20 protein-coding genes are annotated in these 18,269 nt (G+C 62.2%); 11 read left to right on the top strand and 9 right to left on the bottom strand.

Features of this window, described 5'->3' with window-relative positions:
- Positions 1–261: 261 nt before the first annotated feature.
- Genes PLD_RS14885 through PLD_RS14865 form a run of 5 tightly spaced genes read left to right on the top strand, consistent with a single transcriptional unit; the run spans position 262 to position 2,397 of the window.
- The gene (locus PLD_RS14885) at positions 262–774 is read left to right on the top strand and encodes a DUF4265 domain-containing protein (RefSeq protein ID WP_159893953.1); all 513 of its coding nucleotides are present in this window, start codon (positions 262–264) and stop codon (positions 772–774) included.
- Complete coding sequence (locus PLD_RS14880; RefSeq protein ID WP_159893951.1) at positions 771–1,154, top strand: Imm10 family immunity protein; 384 nt, start codon at positions 771–773, stop codon at positions 1,152–1,154. Before PLD_RS14885 ends, PLD_RS14880 begins: the two co-directional genes overlap by 4 nt.
- A gap of 57 nt (positions 1,155–1,211) precedes the next feature.
- Positions 1,212–1,697: a DUF4265 domain-containing protein gene (locus PLD_RS14875; protein ID WP_159893949.1), complete on the top strand. Its 486-nt coding sequence runs from the start codon at positions 1,212–1,214 to the stop codon at positions 1,695–1,697.
- A gap of 23 nt (positions 1,698–1,720) precedes the next feature.
- Entirely contained in the window at positions 1,721–2,062 is a 342-nt protein-coding gene (locus PLD_RS14870; RefSeq protein ID WP_159893947.1) for a hypothetical protein, read from the top strand.
- A gap of 11 nt (positions 2,063–2,073) precedes the next feature.
- A complete protein-coding gene (locus PLD_RS14865) occupies positions 2,074–2,397 on the top strand; it encodes a hypothetical protein (RefSeq protein ID WP_178116180.1) in 324 nt (107 codons plus the stop codon).
- 27 nt (positions 2,398–2,424) lie between these two features.
- Here PLD_RS14865 and PLD_RS14860 read toward each other — a convergent pair whose 3' ends face one another.
- Positions 2,425–3,153 (bottom strand): response regulator transcription factor, encoded by a 729-nt coding sequence (locus tag PLD_RS14860; protein WP_159893943.1) that lies wholly within the window; start codon positions 3,151–3,153, stop codon positions 2,425–2,427.
- Positions 3,154–3,385: 232 nt separating this feature from the next.
- Here PLD_RS14860 and PLD_RS14855 point away from each other — a divergent pair, with 232 nt between their 5' ends.
- The 3 genes from PLD_RS14855 to PLD_RS14845 all read left to right on the top strand — a co-directional run bounded on the left by PLD_RS14855 (position 3,386) and on the right by PLD_RS14845 (position 7,405).
- Positions 3,386–3,673: a hypothetical protein gene (locus PLD_RS14855; RefSeq protein ID WP_159893941.1), complete on the top strand. Its 288-nt coding sequence runs from the start codon at positions 3,386–3,388 to the stop codon at positions 3,671–3,673.
- Between the two features lie 399 nt (positions 3,674–4,072).
- Complete coding sequence (locus tag PLD_RS14850) at positions 4,073–5,071, top strand: FecR domain-containing protein (protein WP_159893939.1); 999 nt, start codon at positions 4,073–4,075, stop codon at positions 5,069–5,071.
- Between the two features lie 18 nt (positions 5,072–5,089).
- The gene (locus PLD_RS14845; RefSeq protein WP_159893937.1) at positions 5,090–7,405 is read left to right on the top strand and encodes a CHASE2 domain-containing protein; all 2,316 of its coding nucleotides are present in this window, start codon (positions 5,090–5,092) and stop codon (positions 7,403–7,405) included.
- 304 nt (positions 7,406–7,709) lie between these two features.
- On the opposite strand, the gene PLD_RS14840 is transcribed toward PLD_RS14845, so the two are convergent.
- The 4 genes from PLD_RS14840 to glyQ all read right to left on the bottom strand — a co-directional run bounded on the left by PLD_RS14840 (position 7,710) and on the right by glyQ (position 12,118).
- Positions 7,710–8,480: a 1-acyl-sn-glycerol-3-phosphate acyltransferase gene (locus PLD_RS14840; RefSeq protein WP_159898153.1), complete on the bottom strand. Its 771-nt coding sequence runs from the start codon at positions 8,478–8,480 to the stop codon at positions 7,710–7,712.
- A gap of 82 nt (positions 8,481–8,562) precedes the next feature.
- Positions 8,563–9,102: a D-glycero-beta-D-manno-heptose 1,7-bisphosphate 7-phosphatase gene (gmhB, locus tag PLD_RS14835; RefSeq protein ID WP_178116179.1), complete on the bottom strand. Its 540-nt coding sequence runs from the start codon at positions 9,100–9,102 to the stop codon at positions 8,563–8,565.
- An 11-nt stretch (positions 9,103–9,113) separates the two neighbouring features.
- Positions 9,114–11,168, bottom strand: a complete 2,055-nt coding sequence (gene glyS, locus PLD_RS14830; RefSeq protein ID WP_159893933.1) for a glycine--tRNA ligase subunit beta — start codon at positions 11,166–11,168, stop codon at positions 9,114–9,116.
- Positions 11,165–12,118: a glycine--tRNA ligase subunit alpha gene (gene glyQ / locus PLD_RS14825; RefSeq protein ID WP_003177094.1), complete on the bottom strand. Its 954-nt coding sequence runs from the start codon at positions 12,116–12,118 to the stop codon at positions 11,165–11,167. Before glyQ ends, glyS begins: the two co-directional genes overlap by 4 nt.
- 81 nt (positions 12,119–12,199) lie before the next feature.
- Here glyQ and PLD_RS14820 point away from each other — a divergent pair, with 81 nt between their 5' ends.
- From PLD_RS14820 to PLD_RS14810, 3 genes are all read left to right on the top strand, one after another.
- The gene (locus tag PLD_RS14820) at positions 12,200–12,763 is read left to right on the top strand and encodes a DNA-3-methyladenine glycosylase I (RefSeq protein WP_159893931.1); all 564 of its coding nucleotides are present in this window, start codon (positions 12,200–12,202) and stop codon (positions 12,761–12,763) included.
- 44 nt (positions 12,764–12,807) lie between these two features.
- A complete protein-coding gene (locus PLD_RS14815) occupies positions 12,808–13,695 on the top strand; it encodes a lysophospholipid acyltransferase (RefSeq protein ID WP_159893929.1) in 888 nt (295 codons plus the stop codon).
- A gap of 71 nt (positions 13,696–13,766) precedes the next feature.
- Entirely contained in the window at positions 13,767–14,006 is a 240-nt protein-coding gene (locus tag PLD_RS14810) for a PilZ domain-containing protein (RefSeq protein ID WP_159893927.1), read from the top strand.
- 172 nt (positions 14,007–14,178) lie between these two features.
- On the opposite strand, the gene PLD_RS14805 is transcribed toward PLD_RS14810, so the two are convergent.
- The 4 genes from PLD_RS14805 to fmt form a co-directional block, all read right to left on the bottom strand.
- The gene (locus PLD_RS14805; protein WP_159893925.1) at positions 14,179–14,496 is read right to left on the bottom strand and encodes a tetratricopeptide repeat protein; all 318 of its coding nucleotides are present in this window, start codon (positions 14,494–14,496) and stop codon (positions 14,179–14,181) included.
- Between the two features lie 104 nt (positions 14,497–14,600).
- Complete coding sequence (gene trkA, locus PLD_RS14800) at positions 14,601–15,974, bottom strand: Trk system potassium transporter TrkA (RefSeq protein WP_159893923.1); 1,374 nt, start codon at positions 15,972–15,974, stop codon at positions 14,601–14,603.
- Between the two features lie 22 nt (positions 15,975–15,996).
- Complete coding sequence (gene rsmB / locus PLD_RS14795) at positions 15,997–17,322, bottom strand: 16S rRNA (cytosine(967)-C(5))-methyltransferase RsmB (RefSeq protein WP_159893921.1); 1,326 nt, start codon at positions 17,320–17,322, stop codon at positions 15,997–15,999.
- On the bottom strand, positions 17,319–18,269 hold the full coding sequence (gene fmt, locus PLD_RS14790) for a methionyl-tRNA formyltransferase (protein ID WP_159893919.1): 951 nt from the start codon (positions 18,267–18,269) through the stop codon (positions 17,319–17,321). The genes rsmB and fmt overlap by 4 nt, the downstream gene beginning before the upstream one ends.

Genomic DNA, 18,269 nt, shown 5'->3' with positions numbered 1-18,269 from the left:
GATTTCAAGCGTCGGGCAGACGGCGCCGTTTTTTTTACAAGACCCTAGAGGGTGAAGAATGACTCTGGTTGTCTTGGGGCAGGCGCAGCGCAGGTGCCCAGGGAGATTTTTATAAAATACTGGGACGACTTTTTCTATCCGTCCGATGAGAATACGGGGTCCTGGTCATGCCGGGCAGTGCAGAGGTTTCATATTTCCCTTCGAGGGAACTTCTTTTACGGACAGTTTGTGAGGCCCATGGCGGCGCCTCTGTGAGATGGAATGGATAACTCGACAGCGCAGTTTCACAAGATCATTTTCAAGCTCACCCACGACGCCGACGGTTACCCTCCGGTGGAGTATGAATCGCTGTGGGGCATTCAACGCGGCGCAGGTGTCTACGAGTTGGATAACACGCCCTACTATCTCTACGGCGTGAGCAAGGGGGACTGGGTGCTGACTCGCGCCGAGGCCCAGGAGCTGATCGCGACTGGCGTGGTGCGGCAATCCGGGCACTCGACGCTGCGGGTTTTTGCCGAGCGCGAGTCAGAGCGCTTGAGCATGGTGCAGCACCTGCGCGACCTCGGCGCCCGGTGTACGGTTACCCGGGGCCTGTCGCTGGTCACTGTGGATATAGCGCCCGAGGTCAATTTTTGCGCAATTGATCAATACCTGTCCTCCATCATCGACGACCAACATATCGCCTATGAAGATGCCTGTTTGCAGCACGGGGCCATTGAGCCTGGGCGCAGGAGCGAGTGCTTAACGCTGGCTGCACTTGAGGTTCAAGCATGACGGTTGAATGGCTTGCCAGTTATTTCAGCGCAACCCTGGAAGACGATGTATGGCTTGTGGCGTTTGCCGATGCCGCCGATGAGCCGGAGCACTACCTGTTGTTGCAACGCAGCACTGAATGCGACGAACAGGACGCCGCTCTGGGCCAGGACACCTACCACCTCGAAATCTCCAGCCCTGCCCTCTGCGGCTATGGCGGGGTTGCACAAGTGCGTATCGAACAGGACCGCATCATTTTCAGCATGGCCAGCTCCGTCGCCTGGTGTGCGGGCCTGGATCGGTTGGTGCTGTTGCTGGCACCTGAACTGCAGGACGACCCGGCCATTGAACCGGCGCTTCGAGACGTGTTCATCGAGCAGTCGATCCCACTACGCGGCTGAGCGCGGCTCGGTTCCTTTCACTCTGTGTAAAAGCAGCAATCGCTTGGAAATGTGTTTATGGATGATGAAAACCAGGAAATATCGATTCGGGTTGTGGCGGGGCAAAACGACCATGGTCCGGTCTATGAGCCGCTGCATGTCCGGCAGATCGATGAGGACCGTTACGAGATTCTCTACTCACCGGGGCTGACACTGAACTTGGCCAAGGGCGACATTATCTCGATCAAGGACCCGCAGGCCCCCGCCGTAGTGCTCAAGCGAGGCGGCAACTTCTGCATCCATATTTATGCGGATCACATTCCTGAGGACGACATTACCGCCCTGGCGGCGGATGTAGCGACCGAACTGGGCGGCATGCTCGACGGGCGCTACAAAGGCAATCTGACACTGTCGGTGCCGGCGCGAAACGGCATGGACAACATCGCGCTGTTCTTCAACCGCTTCCGCCAGACCACGGGCATTGAGTGGTACTACGCCAATATCTATAAAAACCTCGATGACATCGATGACGAGACCTTGCTCAATTGGTGGCTGGATAGCTGACCGCGAACGGAGTGAAGACGAGCATGAGCTACGAATATCGGCTGCTATTTGATGACTCGCTGGACGCGCGGCAGGTCCTGTATAAACTGCGCGGCAGTGCGGATTGTGTGCGGGCTACAGAGCAGGTGGTCGAGTTCAAGGACCCTGGGCTGGGCAGCGGCGCCGACTATGATCTGCGCCTGACCTTCGAGAGCGACTATACGCTCTGGATGGAGTTGCTGTTCCGGACCGCGGCGTTGCATGAGTGCCTGGAGCCGGCCCTGCAGGGGCGCCGTTTCAGGTGTTTCGAAGACGCTGACAGCGAAGACGAGGTTGCACTCGAACAAATTTTTGCGCTGGGCAGGACTCTGCCTATTTTCCCTTGATGGCAGGCCCAATGAACGAAAGACAGCAGCTTATCTGTGAACGCTACGACCTTGCTCCCCAGGCGCCGGAGCCGATGATTGCACTGGCCACCCGCTCCCTGGCGCAGTCGCCCATCTATGGCACCCGGGTCGAGTTGCCGGAGAACGGCACGGTCAGTTGGTTTATCCACTGCGGCGAACATTCCACAGCCGTGGATTTCTACCAGCCTCTGTGTGTCGAGCATCTGCTGGAGCTGGTGCCGGAGGTGATCGATTACCTGTATCTGCCGAGCGGTACGCGTTTCATCATCGACCGCGACGGCTATGAAGATGTCTGGCAGCAGGACCCGGAATGATATCAAGCCGCTGTTGACAGCAAGCTGTCAGCTGCCCTGCTGGTCGGGCGCCGCAACACTTTCCAGCCGGTAGCCATAGCCATAGATGGTCAGCAACTGCCAACCGCGATCCGCGGTCAGTCCCAGCTTGTTGCGCAGGCGGTAGATGTGGGTGTCCAGGGGCCGCGAGGAAGCAATTTTCTCATGGGTCCAGAACCGTTCGTACAAGTACTCCCGAGACAGTGGCCGGCCCAGATTGGCGAACAGGCAGCGGGCCAGGCGGTATTCGCGCTCGGTCAGGCTGATGGGGGCGCCGGCGCGGGTGACGGTCAGTTCGGCGTCACCGAAACTCAAGTCATTGAAGGTCAGGACCTCCTCGCTGTTGCTGCGCTGCAGGCCGTGGCGGCGCAGCACCGCATTGACCCGGGCCTTGAGTTCGTTGGGACGAAAAGGCTTGCTCAGGTAGTCATCGGCGCCGGTGTTCAGGGCCTGGACGATATCGCTCTCGGCATCACGGCTGGTGAGCATGATGGCCGCCGGAGGCGAGTCCATGTGCTCGCGGGTCCAGCGCAGCAACGACAGGCCGCTGAGGTCCGGCAGTTGCCAGTCGAGAATCAGCAGGTCGAAGGTTTCCCGCCGGAGCTGACGTAGCAGGTCTTCGCCCCGTTCGAAGCGATGCAGGGTCCAGGCGGTGTCGCCGGGGCCGGGAATTTCTCGCAGTGTCTGTTCCACCCGTGCCAGTTCTGCGGGTTCGTCATCCAGTATCGCGACACGCATGCCAGGCAGTTCCTTATGGTTCGAAGAGCACCTGAGACAGAGATCCAGCGGCTTCAGGCTGGGGGAAGTTTAGGTGTGTTACCTGATTCTGAACAATTATGGCGAATTGCTCTTGAGCCCCTGCTGCCTCGGTACGCTGATATCAAATAGCCGGTAAGGCACCTGGAGCACGGGTGCCTGGGGGGCTATCGCAGCAGCACGATACCGGCTCGCTCAAGCAAGGAAAAGAACCATGGGGAACATGTTCAGCAAAGGCCAGGTCGCGCTGGTCAGAATGTTCAGCGGCGATGATCCGCTGCGCCTGGTCTGCTTGATGCTGGCGGCTTATCTGGGGATCAGTGCCAGCGGGTTGCCGTCGTCGTCCGCCTCCTGCTGTGAGGCAGCCAAGGGCGAGGCTTACTCGACGCTAGCCTCGCCCGACAGCCATGAAGCCAGCCTGACTCTGGATGCCGAACCGCTACTGGACCGGACAACCCTGCCTGCGGATTGGCAGTCACCGGCACCCCGCTGGATCTTTTAGAACGCTTGGCGATGATTCTGAACAAATATTGCAAATTCGTCGCAGCCTCTCGGCCAGCGTTACATTGTTCCTCGCTGAGTGGCACACGGGGGCACCTGGAAGTGCTCCGACACAGGGAGTGTCAACCGCCAGGCTGGCGGCACAACGCGCGCTTGCGTGCGTCGTTGAAGGGGAATGCAGGGAGTGCCTCCTCAGGACTTTGGGCCGGGCGACCTGTCGTCCCGGTTCCGACACAGGGACGTGTCACTTTCTTGGGTTCCTGTGCTCCTCCCTCTCGGTTCCGATTCGCCCCCTCTCCCTGGGCGACGCCCCGCAGCCCCCGGCATTCTGCCCATGCGCGGCCTCAGGTATGGTGTGTAGGATTTCGCCGTGGTTTTCCCAAAGGCTCAAAGCATATCCATGAATGACCTCTGCCCTTCTCCGTCCGTTGGCCGGTTGCAGGTGGCGTGCACCGCATTGCTGCTAGCGGGTCTGATCCTGCCATCCTGCGCCTTGCAGGCTGCCCCGCAACGCCTTCCCTATATAGATGACAACCAGCAATGCCGTGGCCAGCCCTTGCCGGCTACCGTCGAGCACCTGACGGGTGATGCCTGGAAGCTGGACGCCCAGGGCCGCGAGGTGGCCCTGGAAGAAGGCATGAGCATCGATGAGCAAGAAGGGGTGAAAACCTCGCCATCGGCTTTCGTCAGCCTGTCCCTCGGGGATGGTTCGCGCGTGGTATTGCCCTCCAGTTCCCAGGTCACCTTGCAACTGAATACGCAATACAGCATTCCCCGGGTGGTCCTGGAACAGGGACAGATCGAATCCTATGTGATCAAGCGCAACAGCGACCATGACCGTTTCCAAATCGTGACCCCCGTAGGCGTGTTGGGGGTACGGGGGACTCACTTCCGGGTGCGCAACGACGATCAGCAATCCCTGGTGGAAGTGCTCAATGGTCAGGTGGCGGTGAGCCGTGATGAGCCGGCCTCGGGCAAGGTTTCGGCTCGCTCAGGCACGCGCGCTGTGGATAAAACCGCAGGCCAGGAGCCAGAGCAAGTTCAGGTCATGGCGCGCCAAGGGTTGCGCATTCAGAAGCAGGGTGAGTTGAAGCCGGTGGACCTGCTGGCCGCCCCGCGTTTGCTCGGGCAAGCCGGACAAAGGGGCGACCTGCCGGTCTGGCAACTGATTCTGCAACCCTTGCCCGGAGCTCGCCGCTATCGGGCCCAGGTGGCCACCGACAAGGACTTTCTGAATATCAAGCAAGAGCAGTTCTCCAGTACCCCTCACGTCAATTTCACGGGGTTGCAGGCGTTTTTCTATCATGTACGTCTCTCGGCATTCGACGAGCATGGCCTGGAAGGAGAAACCGGGGTCTATGACATCTTTTATTACCCCAGCAGTTCCCGTGTTCAATAACCAGCCGGCACGCTGGCGATGAGGGGCTGGAAGCACCGCGATGGTCGTGAACCGACCCAGGCCCAGCGCCTGTTCCGGCGCCTGGTAAGGGAGTGGCTGGGGGTCAGCCTGATCCTGCTGCCGCTGACGGCGGTGCTGTCCCTGAGCCACGGCCTGTCGCTGAACAATCTGGTCTATGACAACGTGCGGCGGTTCACCTCATTGCCGGTGGATCCGCGCATTCTGTTGGTGACCATCGACGACTACAGCCTCCAGCAATTGGGGCGCTGGCCTTGGCCTCGGGCAGTGCATGGCCAGTTGCTGGACCGTCTGAGTGCGGCCGAGGTCAAGGGCGTGCTGTTCGACGTGATTTTCAGTGAGCCGGGCAGAACGCAGGAAAATGATACGCGTCTGGCCGCAGCCCTGTGCCGCGCCGGCAATGTGTATCTGCCGGTGCTGCGCGAGGGCGTCGCACGCTATGGCCAGGCGCTGGGGGAAATCCCGCCGGTGCCGCTGCTGGGCAACTGCGCCAGGGGCCTGGGCCATATCAATGCCGAGGCCGATGCCGACGGCACGGTACGCAGCGTCTATCTACGTGAAGGGCCGCAGCAGGCGCCGCGGGCGCAACTGAGCTGGTTGCTCTACCAGCTCACCGAAGCAGACCCACTGTCTGTCTCGATGCCGGGAGGGGAGGACATCCAGGTGGTCCAGGGTTGGCTGCGGGCCCATCCGGTGCGTATCCCGTTTATCAGCAAGGCTGCGGGGTTTCCCAGTGTGCCTTACGTCAGCGTGCTGCGCGGCGAAGTGCCGCCGCAGTTGCTGCGTGATCGGCTGATTCTGGTCGGCTCCACTGCCCCAGGATTGGGGGATCGCTACGTGACACCGCAATCCGGTACCCAGGGCACTACGCCGGGCGTCGAAATCCAGGCCAACCTGCTCAACGGCTTGTTGCAGCATCGCAGTATCCTCGCGCTGGGCGAATGGTCGGGGATGCTGCTGTCCATGGCCCTGACCGCGGCGTTGCTCGGTCTGTTGCTGTGGCGCCCGCGCCACGCCTTGTGGATAACCCTGGGCTGCATGGGCCTGGCATTGGTGGGCTCAGTGCTGATGCTGCGCGTGGGGGTCTGGTGGTCGCCGGTGGCCAGCTTGCTGGGCATGCTCTTGGCGTACCTGATCTGGAACTGGCGCCGGCTGAGCGTGATCCTGGCCTATTTCGGTTGGGAGCTGGAGCGCCTGGACAGTGAGCCCAAGGTGTTGCCGGAAAGGCGCCGTCACCAGACACCGGCCGGGGATGTGCTGCAAGGACAGATCGTTGCCCTGGAGCAGGCCCTGGGGCGAACCCGCGACACTCGGCGCTTTATCGCCGATGGCTTGGAGTACCTGCCGGTGGCGACCTTGATCAGTGACCCGGACGGCAAGATTCTGCTGGCCAATCGCAATGCCCGGGAGGTGTTTGCCCATTCACTGGTGGGACACGCGTTGATCCCGCAATTGGCGGCCCTGGGTTACCCCGGGCTGACGGACCCGACGCTGTACCCGACACTTGAGCAATTACCCGCCGTGGAGTTTCGCGATGTTCAGCAGCGCAGCCTGCGCATGGAACTGGCGCCCCTGTTGCCGGTGGACAGCGACACCGCCATTGGCTGGTTGTTGAGCCTTACCGACCTCAGCGTCGAACGCGATGCTGAACAACAGCGTGGGGTGCTGCTGCGCTTCTTGTCCCACGATCTGCGGGCGCCCCACTCGGCGATCCTTGCGTTGCTGGATGTGCAGCGGCACCAACCCGCGCCGCCCGAACAGGTCTATGCGCAGATCGAACAGCAAGTGCGGCGTGCCCTGGCGCTGACTGAGGCGTTCGTGCAACTGGCCAAGGCCGAGTCGGAGGCTTATCAGTTCGAGCCGAGCCTCTTCGCCATGCAGGTGCTGGACGCTTTCGACCAGGCCGCCACCTTGGCCCAGTTGAACAATATCCGGCTGCGCCATGACCTGGATGATGAGGCTGAGAGCCTGATCCTGGCGGACCCGTCATTGCTGACCCGAGCCTTGTTCAATCTGCTGGAGAACGCCATCAAGTACAGCCCGGCCGGCTCCACCGTAAGCGTGCAGGTCAGTTGCGCCAAGGGCTGGCTGCGCTGTGAGATTGTCGATGAAGGCCAGGGCATTGCCGCTCAAGAGTTACCGCAGTTGTTTGGCCAATATCAGCGTTTTGCCTCGGCTAAAGGCACTGAAGGGCTGGGGCTTGGTTTGTCGATGGTCAAGGCAGTGGTGGACCGGCATCAGGGGCGGATCAGTTGCCAGAGCGCGGTGGGCCAGGGTTCTCGATTCATCCTTGAGCTGCCCCTGTTGGAAGAGTGAAGGCTGAGGGATATCGATCGCGGGCAAAAAAACCGCACTTGTGCGAGTCCGATCGCAATGCTCATGCACCACCAGTAACGTCGCACGCGACCCCCGGCCATTGTGCCCCTGTCTTTGCCGTGTCTTGCCTTCGGTTGCGAGGTTTGGCGCCGCGCCCGATAAGAGGCCGGTTTTTTAGCAAGGCAAAAACTTATGCACCTTTTTCAGTATTTTATTAGCTTGAGAAATATACATATAAATCAGTGAGTTATACGTTTATTTCTGCCTCTGTGAGATAAATCGCACACAGGTTATCCACAGATCCTCAAACGGCCACTTGCTCCGTGGAGGTGGCCGCTGCGGGCAATGAGCCCATATCCCGCTGGGCCTGTTCGTTCCAGGCGGCTACGCGGTCATTGAGCTCGGCGATTGCCCGTGGACCGCTGCCCTCGGCGTACATCGGCGCGCCAATGGTTACAGTGATGGTGCCGGGGCGCTTGGCCCAGCCGGTCTTCGGCCAGAACTTGCCGGCATTGTGGGCGATCGGCAGCACCGGCAGATCGGCGTTCACCGCCAGGGCACTGCCGCTGCGGGAAAACTTACCGACCGTGCCGTATGGCACGCGGGTGCCCTCTGGGAAAATCAGCACCCAGACATTGTCCCGGAGCAGCTCGTCGCCCTTGCTCGCCACTTGCTTGAGGGCGGCCTTGGGGTTGTCCCGATCGATTGCGATGGGCCGCAGCATGGCCATTGCCCAGCCAAAGAACGGCACATACAGCAGCTCGCGCTTGAGCACTTGGCTCAGGGGCTCGAAGTAGGCAGAGAGAAAGAACGTTTCCCAGGTGCTTTGGTGGTTGGAGACGATCACGCAGGGCCGCTCGGGAACGTTTTCAGCCCCCTTCACTTGCACATGAATATTCAAAAACACCTTGGTCAGCCACAGCGCGCAGCGACACCAGTAGACATTGATAAAGCGATAGCGCGCCTTGAACGGCAGAAACGGCGCGATAAAAAAGCTCAAGGAGCACCACAGCAAGGAACTGGTGCCCAGCAGCAGGTAAAAGAAAAAGGTTCTGATGGCCTGCAGGATCGACATAGCGGCGTTTACCATTGCGGGCATGCCCGCCTGTTAAAAAGCGCTCTCCCGAACAGTCCTTGGGCAGGATGCCAGAAGAGGCCTAATTGTGGATAAGTTCAGCGGCAACGGCCGCCAGGTCATCAAAAATCAAGGTGCCTACCGGTAGGGTTTTCCCCAGAGTCTTTTCGCCTTTCCCGGTCTTTACCAATACTGGCTGAGAGTCGACGGCTTTTGCGGCTTCCAGGTCACCGAGGCTGTCACCGACAAACCATAGACCGCTCAGATCTGCCTGGTAATGTTCGGCGATGGTTTGCAGCATGCCCGGTTTCGGTTTGCGGCAGGCGCACCCTTCGTCGGGACCGTGAGGACAATAGACGATCAGCCCGACCTCGCCACCCTGCTCCGCCACCAACTCGCGCAGGCGCGCGTGCATGGCCTCGAGGGTGGCCAGATCGTAGTAGCCGCGAGCAATGCCGGACTGGTTGGTGGCGATTGCCACTGTCCAGCCGGCCTTGCTCAACTGCGCGATGGCTTCGATCGAGCCGGGAAGTGGAATCCACTCCTGCACCGATTTGATGTAGGCATCGGAGTCGTGATTGATCACCCCGTCACGATCGAGTATCAACAGTTTCACAGCCATTCCCTACTTGATCAGCTCAACACCGAAATGTCGGCCACGCCCAGGAACAGCCCGCGCAGGCGCGCCAGCAGCGCATAGCGGTTGGCCCGTACATTGGCGTCCTCGGCATTGACCATCACCGCCTCGAAGAAGGCGTCCACCGGTTCGCGCAGGGCAGCCAGGCGGGCCAGGGTTTCGCTGTATTGACGAGCGGCGGCCATCGGCTGCACTGCCTGGTCCGCTTGCTGGATCGCCGAATACAGAGAGAACTCGTTGGCGTTGTCGAAGTACTTGGCTTCGACGGTGGTCGGCACATTGCCTTCGACCTTGCTCAACAGGTTCGACACGCGCTTGTTCACGGCGGCCAGGGCAGCGGCTTCCGGCAACTTGCGGAACGCTTGCACGGCTTGCACGCGCTGGTCGAAGTCCAGGGCCGAGCCCGGCTTCAGGGCGCGGACCGACAGGTAGGTGGCGACATCCACGCCTTCGTCTTCGTAACGGGCACGCAGCCGGTCGAAGACGAACTCCAACACCTGATCGGCCAGGCCGGCGGCCTTGACCTTGCTGCCGAAGGCGCTGACGGCGAAGGCCACGGCGTCGTTCAGGTCGAGGTCGAACTTCTTCTCGATCAGAATCCGCAGTACACCCAGGGCCGCACGACGCAGTGCGTAGGGGTCTTTGCTGCCAGTGGGCAGCATGCCGATGCCGAAGATCCCCACCAGGGTGTCCAGCTTGTCGGCGATGGCCACCGCAGCACCGGTGATGGTGCTGGGCAGTTCGGCACCGGCGCCACGTGGCATGTACTGCTCGTTCAGGGCCAGGGCCACGTCTTGCGGCTCGCCGTCATTGACGGCGTAGTAGTAACCGGCGATGCCTTGCATCTCAGGGAACTCGCCGACCATCTCGGTGGCCAGGTCGCACTTGGAGAGGATGCCGGCGCGGGCTGCGCGCTGGGCGTCGCCACCGATGCGCGGGGCGATGAACGCGGCCAGCTTGGCAATGCGCTCGGCTTTGTCGTAGACGCTGCCGAGTTTTTCCTGGAAGACCACGTTCTGCAGACGCAGGTTGAAGTCTTCGAGCTTCTGCTTCTTGTCCTGCTTGAAGAAGAACTCGGCGTCGGTCAGGCGCGGGCGCACGACTTTCTCGTTGCCCTCGATGATCTGGCGCGGGTCCTTGCTTTCAATGTTGGCCACGGTGATGAAGCGCGGCAGCAGCTTGCCATCAACGTCCAGCAGGCAGAAGTACTTCTGGTTGTCCTGCATGGTGGTGATCAGGGCTTCTTGCGGCACGTCGAGGAAACGCTCCTCGAATGAGCACACCAGCGGCACTGGCCATTCCACCAGGGCGGTGACCTCATCCAGCAGGTCTGCCGGGACGATTGCCGTGCCTTCTTGCAGGGTCGCCAGTTCCGCGGTGCGCTTGCTGATGAGCTCACGGCGCTCATTGGCGTCGGCCAACACATAGGCGGCCCGCAGGTCGTTGAGGTAGTTGGCCGGCGAAGTGATGCGCACGCTTTGCGGGTGGTGGAAGCGGTGACCACGGGAGTCGCGGCCGGCCTTCTGGGCGAGGATGGTGCAGTCGATGACGTCGTCACCCAGCAGCATCACCAGCCATTGGGTCGGACGCACGAACTCTTCCTTGCGCGCGGCCCAGCGCATGCGCTTGGGAATCGGCAGGTCGTTCAGCGAGTCTTCGACGATGGTCGGCAGCAGGCTGGCGGTCGGTTTGCCCTTGATACTCTGGCTGTAGCGCAGTTTCGGGCCACTCTGGTCGATCTCGCTGAGGTCGACGCCGCACTTCTTGGCAAAGCCCAGGGCCGCCTGGGTCGGGTTGCCTTCAGCGTCGAACGCCGCTTGGCGTGGCGGGCCGTCGAGGTTGATGCTGCGATCCGGCTGCTGGGTGGCCAGCTGAGTGATCAGCACCGCCAGGCGCCGTGGCGCGGCGTACACATGCTTGGCCTGAAAGCTCAGGCCGGCGCTCTGCAGGCCTTTCTCGATGCCGGCCAGGAAGGCTTCGGCCAGGGTGTTCAGGGCTTTGGGTGGCAGTTCTTCAGTGCCCAGTTCAACCAGAAAATCTTGCGCACTCATTGTGCCGCCTCCAGCTTAGCCAACACTTCATCACGCAGATCCGGGGTCGCCATCGGGAAGCCCAGCTTGGCACGGGCCAGCAGGTAGGCTTGCGCAACGGAACGCGCCAGGGTGCGGACACGCAGAATATATTGCTGGCGCGCGGTGACCGAGATGGCACGGCGGGCATCCAGCAGGTTGAAGGTATGGGAGGCCTTCAACACCATTTCATAGCTCGGCAACGGCAGCGGCTGATCCAGCTCGATCAGGCGCTTGGCTTCGCTTTCGTAGAAATCGAACAGTTCGAACAGCTTTTCGACGTTGGCGTGTTCGAAGTTGTAGGTCGACTGCTCCACTTCGTTCTGGTGGAACACATCGCCATAGGTGACCTTGCCGAACGGGCCGTCGGCCCAGACCAGGTCGTACACCGAGTCCACGCCCTGCAGGTACATGGCCAGGCGTTCCAGGCCATAAGTGATTTCGCCGGTCACCGGGTAGCACTCGATGCCACCGGCCTGCTGGAAGTAGGTGAACTGAGTCACTTCCATGCCGTTGAGCCAGACTTCCCAGCCCAGGCCCCAGGCGCCCAGGGTCGGCGATTCCCAGTTGTCCTCGACGAAACGGATGTCGTGCACCAGCGGGTCCAGGCCCACGTGCTTCAGGGAACCCAGGTACAGCTCCTGGAAGTTCTCCGGGTTGGGCTTCAACACCACCTGGAACTGATAGTAGTGCTGCAGGCGGTTGGGGTTTTCGCCGTAGCGGCCGTCAGTCGGGCGACGACTGGGCTGCACATAAGCGGCGTTCCAGGTTTCCGGGCCGATGGCCCGCAGGAATGTAGCGGTGTGGAAAGTGCCGGCGCCTACTTCCATATCGTAGGGCTGAAGTACCACACAACCTTGCTCGGCCCAGTACTGCTGGAGGGCGAGGATCAAGTCTTGGAAGGTACGCACGGCTGGCGTAGGCTGGCTCACGAAATTCACCTGTTACTTGGGCTGCGATTTAAGGAGCGGGAGTATACCCGATTCAATCCTGCGCACGCCCCCTGGAGCCTTATGCCACGCTGCTTTTGGTGTTCCGACGATCCGCTGTACATGGCTTATCACGATCAGGAGTGGGGCGTGCCGCTGCGCGATGGGCAGCGTCTGTTCGAGTTGTTATTGCTCGAAGGGTTCCAGGCCGGCTTGTCCTGGATCACCGTGCTGAAGAAGCGCGAGCGCTATCGCCAGGTGCTGTTCGGCTTCGATGTGCAGCGCGTGGCGCAGATGAGCGACGCCGAGATCGAAGACCTGATGCAGGATCCGGGCATCATCCGCAACCGCCTCAAGCTCAACGCCGCCCGGCGCAATGCCCGGGCCTGGCTGGAGCTGGAAGACCCGGTGGCCTTTCTCTGGTCCTTCGTTGGTGGCGTGCCGAAGATCAATCACTTCAACGACCGCAGCGAAGTCCCGGCGGTGACCCCGGAGGCCGAAGCCATGAGCCGCGCTCTGGTCAAAGCCGGCTTCACTTTTGTCGGCCCGACCATCTGTTATGCGCTGATGCAAGCCTCGGGCATGGTCATGGATCACACCCGCGACTGTGATCGCTACGCCATCCTCGCCAACCCGCGGTTAGAATAGCCGGCTCGCGACACGCTTCATGACCGACAGATCAGGAGTCATTTGTGGATAAGTTCAAAGGCGCCCTGCTGGTGGGCGCTCTGCGGTTGTTTGCCCTGTTGCCCTGGCGCGCGGTGCAGGCGGTCGGCGCGGCCATCGGCTGGATCATGTGGAAAACCCCCAACCGTTCCCGCGACGTGGTGCGTATCAACCTGGCCAAGTGTTTTCCACAGATGGACCCCGCCGAGCGCGAGCGCCTGGTGGGCCAGAGCCTGAAAGACATCGGCAAGTCGCTGACCGAAAGCGCCTGCGCCTGGATCTGGCCGGCGCAGCGCTCCCTCGCCCTGGTGCGCGAAGTCGAGGGCCTTGAGGTGCTCAAGGACGCCCTGGCCTCGGGCAAGGGCGTGGTCGGCATCACCAGCCACCTGGGCAACTGGGAAGTGCTCAACCACTTCTACTGCAGTCAGTGCAAGCCGATCATTTTCTATCGTCCGCCCAAGCTCAAGGCGGTGGACGAACTGCTGCGCAAGCAGCGAGTGCAACTGGGCAACCGCGTGGCAGCCTCCACCAAGGAAGGCATTCTCAGCGTCATCAAAGAAGTGCGCAAAGGCGGTGCAGTGGGGATTCCCGCCGATCCGGAACCGGCTGAATCCGCCGGGATCTTCGTGCCCTTCTTCGCCACCCAGGCCCTGACCAGCAAGTTCGTGCCGAACATGTTGGCCGGCGGCAAGGCGGTGGGCGTGTTCCTCCATGCCCTGCGCCTGCCCAACGGCTCGGGCTACAAGGTGATCCTCGAAGCGGCCCCGGACGACATGTACAGCACCGACACCGAAACCTCCTGTGCGGCCATGAGCAAGGTGGTCGAACGGTATGTCGGGGCGTACCCGAGCCAGTACATGTGGAGCATGAAACGCTTCAAGAAGCGCCCGCCGGGTGAGGCGCGCTGGTACTGACAAGGTTGGCACGGTCTGTGGATAATCCCCGCGAGCAGTTATCCACAGCACATTGAACGAGGGCGCTGAAAATGTCCGATCACCGCAAGTCGTTTCGTATCAAGATTCAGCACGAAAGCTTTGGCGAATGCCTGGGACAGACGCGCAATCTGACGGCCTGCGGCGTCTATGTGCAAAGCCCAGCCCTGGCGCAATTGCCCAAGGGCGCGGTGGTCTATGGCCAGGTGCAGGGCTTGCCGGCGGCGGCGCCCAGGGTGCGCATGGAAGTGGTCCAGGCGGACGCGGAAGGCATCGCCCTGCGCTACCTGTGAATTACACCGTGTAGCCGCTGCCGAGCCCGCGAGGCTGCGAAAAGAACCGAAGGGCCTTGCTTGGCGATCTCTTGTCGAGCCTGTGTTGGTCTTCAGAGCTAGCGAGCGCTGCGTCGGAGTGCCGCCCAGCTCGTTCGCAGCCTGCGGCAGCGGCTACAGAGGATGGGTGGGGTCAGCCTTGAGACTGGCGGTCGAGTTTTTTCAGGAACACGGTCATTTCCTTTTCTGCCTGTTTGTCGCCATGCCCCCGGGCCGCTTCCAGGCCCTGTTCCCAGGCCTGACGCGCTGCCGCCGGGTCGCCCTGTCCCTGGCAGGCCTTGCCCAGCAGCTTCCAGGCCGCTGAATACTTGGGATCGAAACTCACGCAGTGTTGCAGGTGCTCGGCAGCCTTGGCGTACTCGCCCTGATCCAGATATCCCTTGCCCAGGCCGAAGCGCAGCAGGGCGTTATCCACACCCTTGGCGAGCATTTTCTCCAGCGATTCAAGCATCGGTGTCACTCCTGTGGACTTTTGTGGTCGCTGCCGCTGCGGTAAGGCCCGCCGGTTTTTCAGGGACCTTAACAGCAGGCCGCCTTCGGCAACGCACTATGGGCTCAGAAGAAGCTCAGGCCCACGTGGAACAGTTTTTCCACATCGCGGATGTACTTCTTATCCACAAGGAACAGGATCACGTGGTCGCCGGCTTCGATCACCGTATCGTCGTGGGCAATCAGTACTTCTTCATCGCGAATGATCGCGCCGATAGTGGTCCCCGGCGGCAGGTCGATGTTCCCGATGGCGCGGTCAATGACCTTGCTCGACTTGGCGTCGCCGTGGGCGATGGCTTCGATGGCTTCAGCCGCGCCCCGACGCAAGGAGTGGACGCTGACGATGTCGCCGCGTCGCACGTGGGTCAAAAGGGTGCCGATGGTGGCCAACTGCGGGCTGATGGCGATGTCGATGTCGCCGCCCTGAATCAGGTCGACATAAGCCGGGTTGTTGATGATGGTCATCACCTTCTTCGCCCCCAGCCGCTTGGCCAGCAGCGAGGACATGATGTTGGCTTCGTCGTCGTTGGTCAGGGCCAGGAAGATGTCGGCGTCGGCGATGTTTTCTTCCAGCAGCAGGTCACGGTCCGAGGCGCTGCCCTGCAGTACCACGGTGCTGTCCAGGGTGTCGGATAGATAACGGCAGCGGGCCGGGCTCATCTCGATGATCTTCACTTGGTAGCGGCTTTCGATGGCCTCGGCCAGGCGTTCACCGATTTGCCCGCCTCCGGCGATGACGATGCGCTTGTAGGACTCCTCGAGACGGCGCATCTCGCTCATCACCGCGCGGATGTGCGCCTTGGCGGCGATGAAGAACACTTCGTCGTCAGCCTCGATGACCGTATCGCCCTTGGGCATGATCGGCCGGTCACGACGGAAGATCGCCGCCACTCGGGTGTCGACGTTGGGCATGTGCTCGCGCAGTTGGCGCAATTGCTGCCCCACCAGCGGACCACCGTAGTAAGCCTTGACGGCCACCAACTGGGCCTTGCCTTCGGCGAAGTCGATGACCTGCAGGGCACCGGGGTGTTCGATCAAGCGCTTGATGTAGTTGGTCACCACCTGTTCGGGGCTGATCAGCACATCCACCGGGATCGCGTCGTTGTCGAACAGGCCGGCACGGGTCAGGTAGGCGGCTTCGCGCACCCGGGCGATCTTGGTCGGGGTGTGGAACAGGGTGTGGGCGACCTGGCAGGCGACCATGTTGGTTTCGTCGCTGTTGGTCACCGCCACCAGCATGTCGGCGTCGTCGGCGCCGGCCTGGCGCAGCACCGTGGGAAAGGAGCCACGGCCTTGCACGGTGCGGATGTCCAGGCGATCGCCGAGGTCGCGCAGACGCTCGCCGTCGGTGTCCACCACGGTGATATCGTTGGCTTCGCTGGCCAGGTGTTCGGCCAGTGTGCCGCCCACTTGCCCGGCACCGAGGATGATGATTTTCATCCAGTCACTCCCTAAAAACCGTTTAGCCGCGAGTTGCGGCGATCTTGATCAGCTTGGCGTAGTAGAAACCGTCGTGGCCGCCTTCTTGCGCCAGCAGTTGGCGCCCGTGGGGCTGCTTGATGCCGGCCGCAGGCTGCCCCAGTTGGCCGCCGATGTCCAATTCACGAGCGCCTGGGGTACGGGTCAGGAACGCCTCGATAACCTCGGTGTTCTCGGTGGGCAAGGTCGAGCAGGTGGCGTAGAGCAGGATGCCGCCCACCTCCAGGGTTTGCCACAGGGCGTCCAGCAGTTCGCCTTGCAACTGCGCCAGGGCCGCGATGTCGTCGGGCTGACGAGTCAGCTTGATGTCTGGGTGACGGCGGATCACCCCGGTGGCCGAGCACGGCGCGTCCAGCAGAATGCGTTGGAACGGCTTGCCGTCCCACCAGGTTTGGGTGTCGCGGCCATCGGCGGCGATCAACTGGGCATCGAGCCCCAAGCGGTCGAGGTTTTCCCGCACCCGCACCAAGCGCTTGGCTTCCAGGTCCACCGCTACCACGCCGGCCAGGGCCGGTTGCACTTCGAGGATGTGGCAGGTCTTGCCGCCCGGGGCGCAGCAGGCGTCCAGCACCCGTTGTCCCGGCGCCAGCTCCAGCAGGTCGGCGGCCAGTTGTGCGGCTTCGTCCTGCACGCTGATCCAGCCTTCGGCAAAGCCCGGCAGGCTGCGCACATCGCCGGCTTCGTCGAGAACGATAGCGTCCTGGCTGTAGACGCAAGCCTTGGCCGTCACGCCAGCCTCGGCCAGCAACTGGAGGTAAGCGTCCCGCGAATGATGCCGGCGATTGACCCGCAGGATCATCGGCGGGTGGGCGTTGTTGGCAGCGCAGATGGCTTCCCACTGCTCGGGCCAGAAGGCCTTGAGGGATTTTTGCAACCAGCGTGGGTGCGCGGTACGCACTACCGGGTCGCGTTCCAGCTCAGTCAGCAGGGCCTCGCTTTCGCGCTGGGCGCGGCGCAGCACCGCATTGAGCAAGGCCTTGGCCCAGGGTTTTTTCAGTTTGTCGGCGCACCCCACGGTTTCACCGATGGCGGCGTGGGCCGGCACCCGGGTGTAGAGCAGTTGATAAAGCCCCACCAGCAACAGTGCCTCGACATCGGCATCGGCGGCCTTGAACGGCTTTTGCAGCAGCTTGGCCGCCAGTGCCGACAGACGTGGCTGCCAGCGCGCGGTGCCAAAGGCCAGGTCCTGGGTGAAGCCGCGATCGCGGTCTTCGACTTTGTCCAGCTGGGTCGGCAGCGAGCTGTTGAGCGAGGCCTTGCCGTTGAGTACCGCGGTCAGCGCCTTGGCGGCGGCCAGGCGCGGGTTCATTGGGCGTCCGCCGTCTGGCCGAGGACGGTGCCGAGGGCGAATTTCTCGCGACGGCTGTTGAACAGGTCGCTGAAGTTCAGCGCCTTGCCGCCGGGCAGTTGCAAGCGGGTCAGGCACAGCGCCTGTTCACCACAGGCGACGAGCAAGCCGTCCTTGCTGGCGCCGAGGATTTCCCCCGGGATGCCCTGGCCTTCGGCCAGGGTCGCGGCCAAGACTTTCAGGGCTTCGCCATTCAGGGTGCTGTGGCCGATCGGCCAGGGGTTGAAGGCCCGTACCAGGCGCTCCAGCTCCACGGCAGGGCGGCTCCAGTCGATGCGCGCTTCGTCCTTGTTCAGCTTGTGGGCGTAGGTGGCCAGGCTGTCGTCCTGGACTTCGTCTTGCAGGGTGCCGGCGGCCAGGCCTTCGATGGCTTGCAGCACCGCTGGCGGGCCCATCTCGGCCAAACGGTCGTGCAGGCTGCCGCCGGTGTCATCTGCACTGATCGGGGTGCTGACCTTGAGCAGCATCGGTCCGGTATCCAGACCGGCCTCCATGCGCATCACGGTCACGCCGCTTTGTGCATCACCGGCCTCCACGGCGCGCTGGATCGGCGCCGCCCCGCGCCAGCGTGGCAGCAGCGAGGCGTGACTGTTGATGCAACCCAGGCGCGGAATATCCAGCACCCCCTGCGGCAGGATCAGGCCGTAGGCCACTACCACCATCAGGTCCGGCTTGAGCGCCGCCAGTTCGGCCTGGGCCTCGGCGTTGCGCAGGGTCGGCGGCTGCAGTACGGGAATGTTGTGTTCCAGGGCCAGTTGCTTGACCGGGCTGGGCATCAGCTTCTGCCCGCGTCCGGCCGGACGATCCGGTTGGGTGTAGACCGCGACGATCTGGTAAGGGCTGTCGAGCAGGGCCTTGAGGTGTTCAGCGGCGAATTCGGGGGTGCCGGCAAAGACGATGCGCATCAT

The organism is Pseudomonas sp. LD120, assembly GCF_009861525.1.
In the GTDB taxonomy this organism is placed as follows: Bacteria; Pseudomonadota; Gammaproteobacteria; order Pseudomonadales; family Pseudomonadaceae; genus Aquipseudomonas.
Note: the sequence above shows the minus strand (reverse complement) of the source record. Positions and strands in the feature narration are given on the sequence as shown.

Coding starts and splice junctions, on each gene's coding strand:
- PLD_RS14845 (WP_159893937.1), top strand. CDS start 5,090: ATGAGGGGCTGGAAGCACCGCGATGGTCGTGAACCGACCCAGGCCCAG.
- glyS (WP_159893933.1), bottom strand. CDS start 11,168: ATGAGTGCGCAAGATTTTCTGGTTGAACTGGGCACTGAAGAACTGCCA.
- PLD_RS14840 (WP_159898153.1), bottom strand. CDS start 8,480: ATGTCGATCCTGCAGGCCATCAGAACCTTTTTCTTTTACCTGCTGCTG.
- fmt (WP_159893919.1), bottom strand. CDS start 18,269: ATGATGCGCATCGTCTTTGCCGGCACCCCCGAATTCGCCGCTGAACAC.
- PLD_RS14855 (WP_159893941.1), top strand. CDS start 3,386: ATGGGGAACATGTTCAGCAAAGGCCAGGTCGCGCTGGTCAGAATGTTC.
- PLD_RS14880 (WP_159893951.1), top strand. CDS start 771: ATGACGGTTGAATGGCTTGCCAGTTATTTCAGCGCAACCCTGGAAGAC.
- PLD_RS14820 (WP_159893931.1), top strand. CDS start 12,200: ATGCCACGCTGCTTTTGGTGTTCCGACGATCCGCTGTACATGGCTTAT.
- PLD_RS14850 (WP_159893939.1), top strand. CDS start 4,073: ATGAATGACCTCTGCCCTTCTCCGTCCGTTGGCCGGTTGCAGGTGGCG.
- gmhB (WP_178116179.1), bottom strand. CDS start 9,102: ATGGCTGTGAAACTGTTGATACTCGATCGTGACGGGGTGATCAATCAC.
- PLD_RS14885 (WP_159893953.1), top strand. CDS start 262: ATGGATAACTCGACAGCGCAGTTTCACAAGATCATTTTCAAGCTCACC.
- PLD_RS14805 (WP_159893925.1), bottom strand. CDS start 14,496: ATGCTTGAATCGCTGGAGAAAATGCTCGCCAAGGGTGTGGATAACGCC.
- PLD_RS14860 (WP_159893943.1), bottom strand. CDS start 3,153: ATGCGTGTCGCGATACTGGATGACGAACCCGCAGAACTGGCACGGGTG.
- rsmB (WP_159893921.1), bottom strand. CDS start 17,322: ATGAACCCGCGCCTGGCCGCCGCCAAGGCGCTGACCGCGGTACTCAAC.
- trkA (WP_159893923.1), bottom strand. CDS start 15,974: ATGAAAATCATCATCCTCGGTGCCGGGCAAGTGGGCGGCACACTGGCC.
- PLD_RS14870 (WP_159893947.1), top strand. CDS start 1,721: ATGAGCTACGAATATCGGCTGCTATTTGATGACTCGCTGGACGCGCGG.
- PLD_RS14865 (WP_178116180.1), top strand. CDS start 2,074: ATGAACGAAAGACAGCAGCTTATCTGTGAACGCTACGACCTTGCTCCC.
- PLD_RS14810 (WP_159893927.1), top strand. CDS start 13,767: ATGTCCGATCACCGCAAGTCGTTTCGTATCAAGATTCAGCACGAAAGC.
- PLD_RS14875 (WP_159893949.1), top strand. CDS start 1,212: ATGGATGATGAAAACCAGGAAATATCGATTCGGGTTGTGGCGGGGCAA.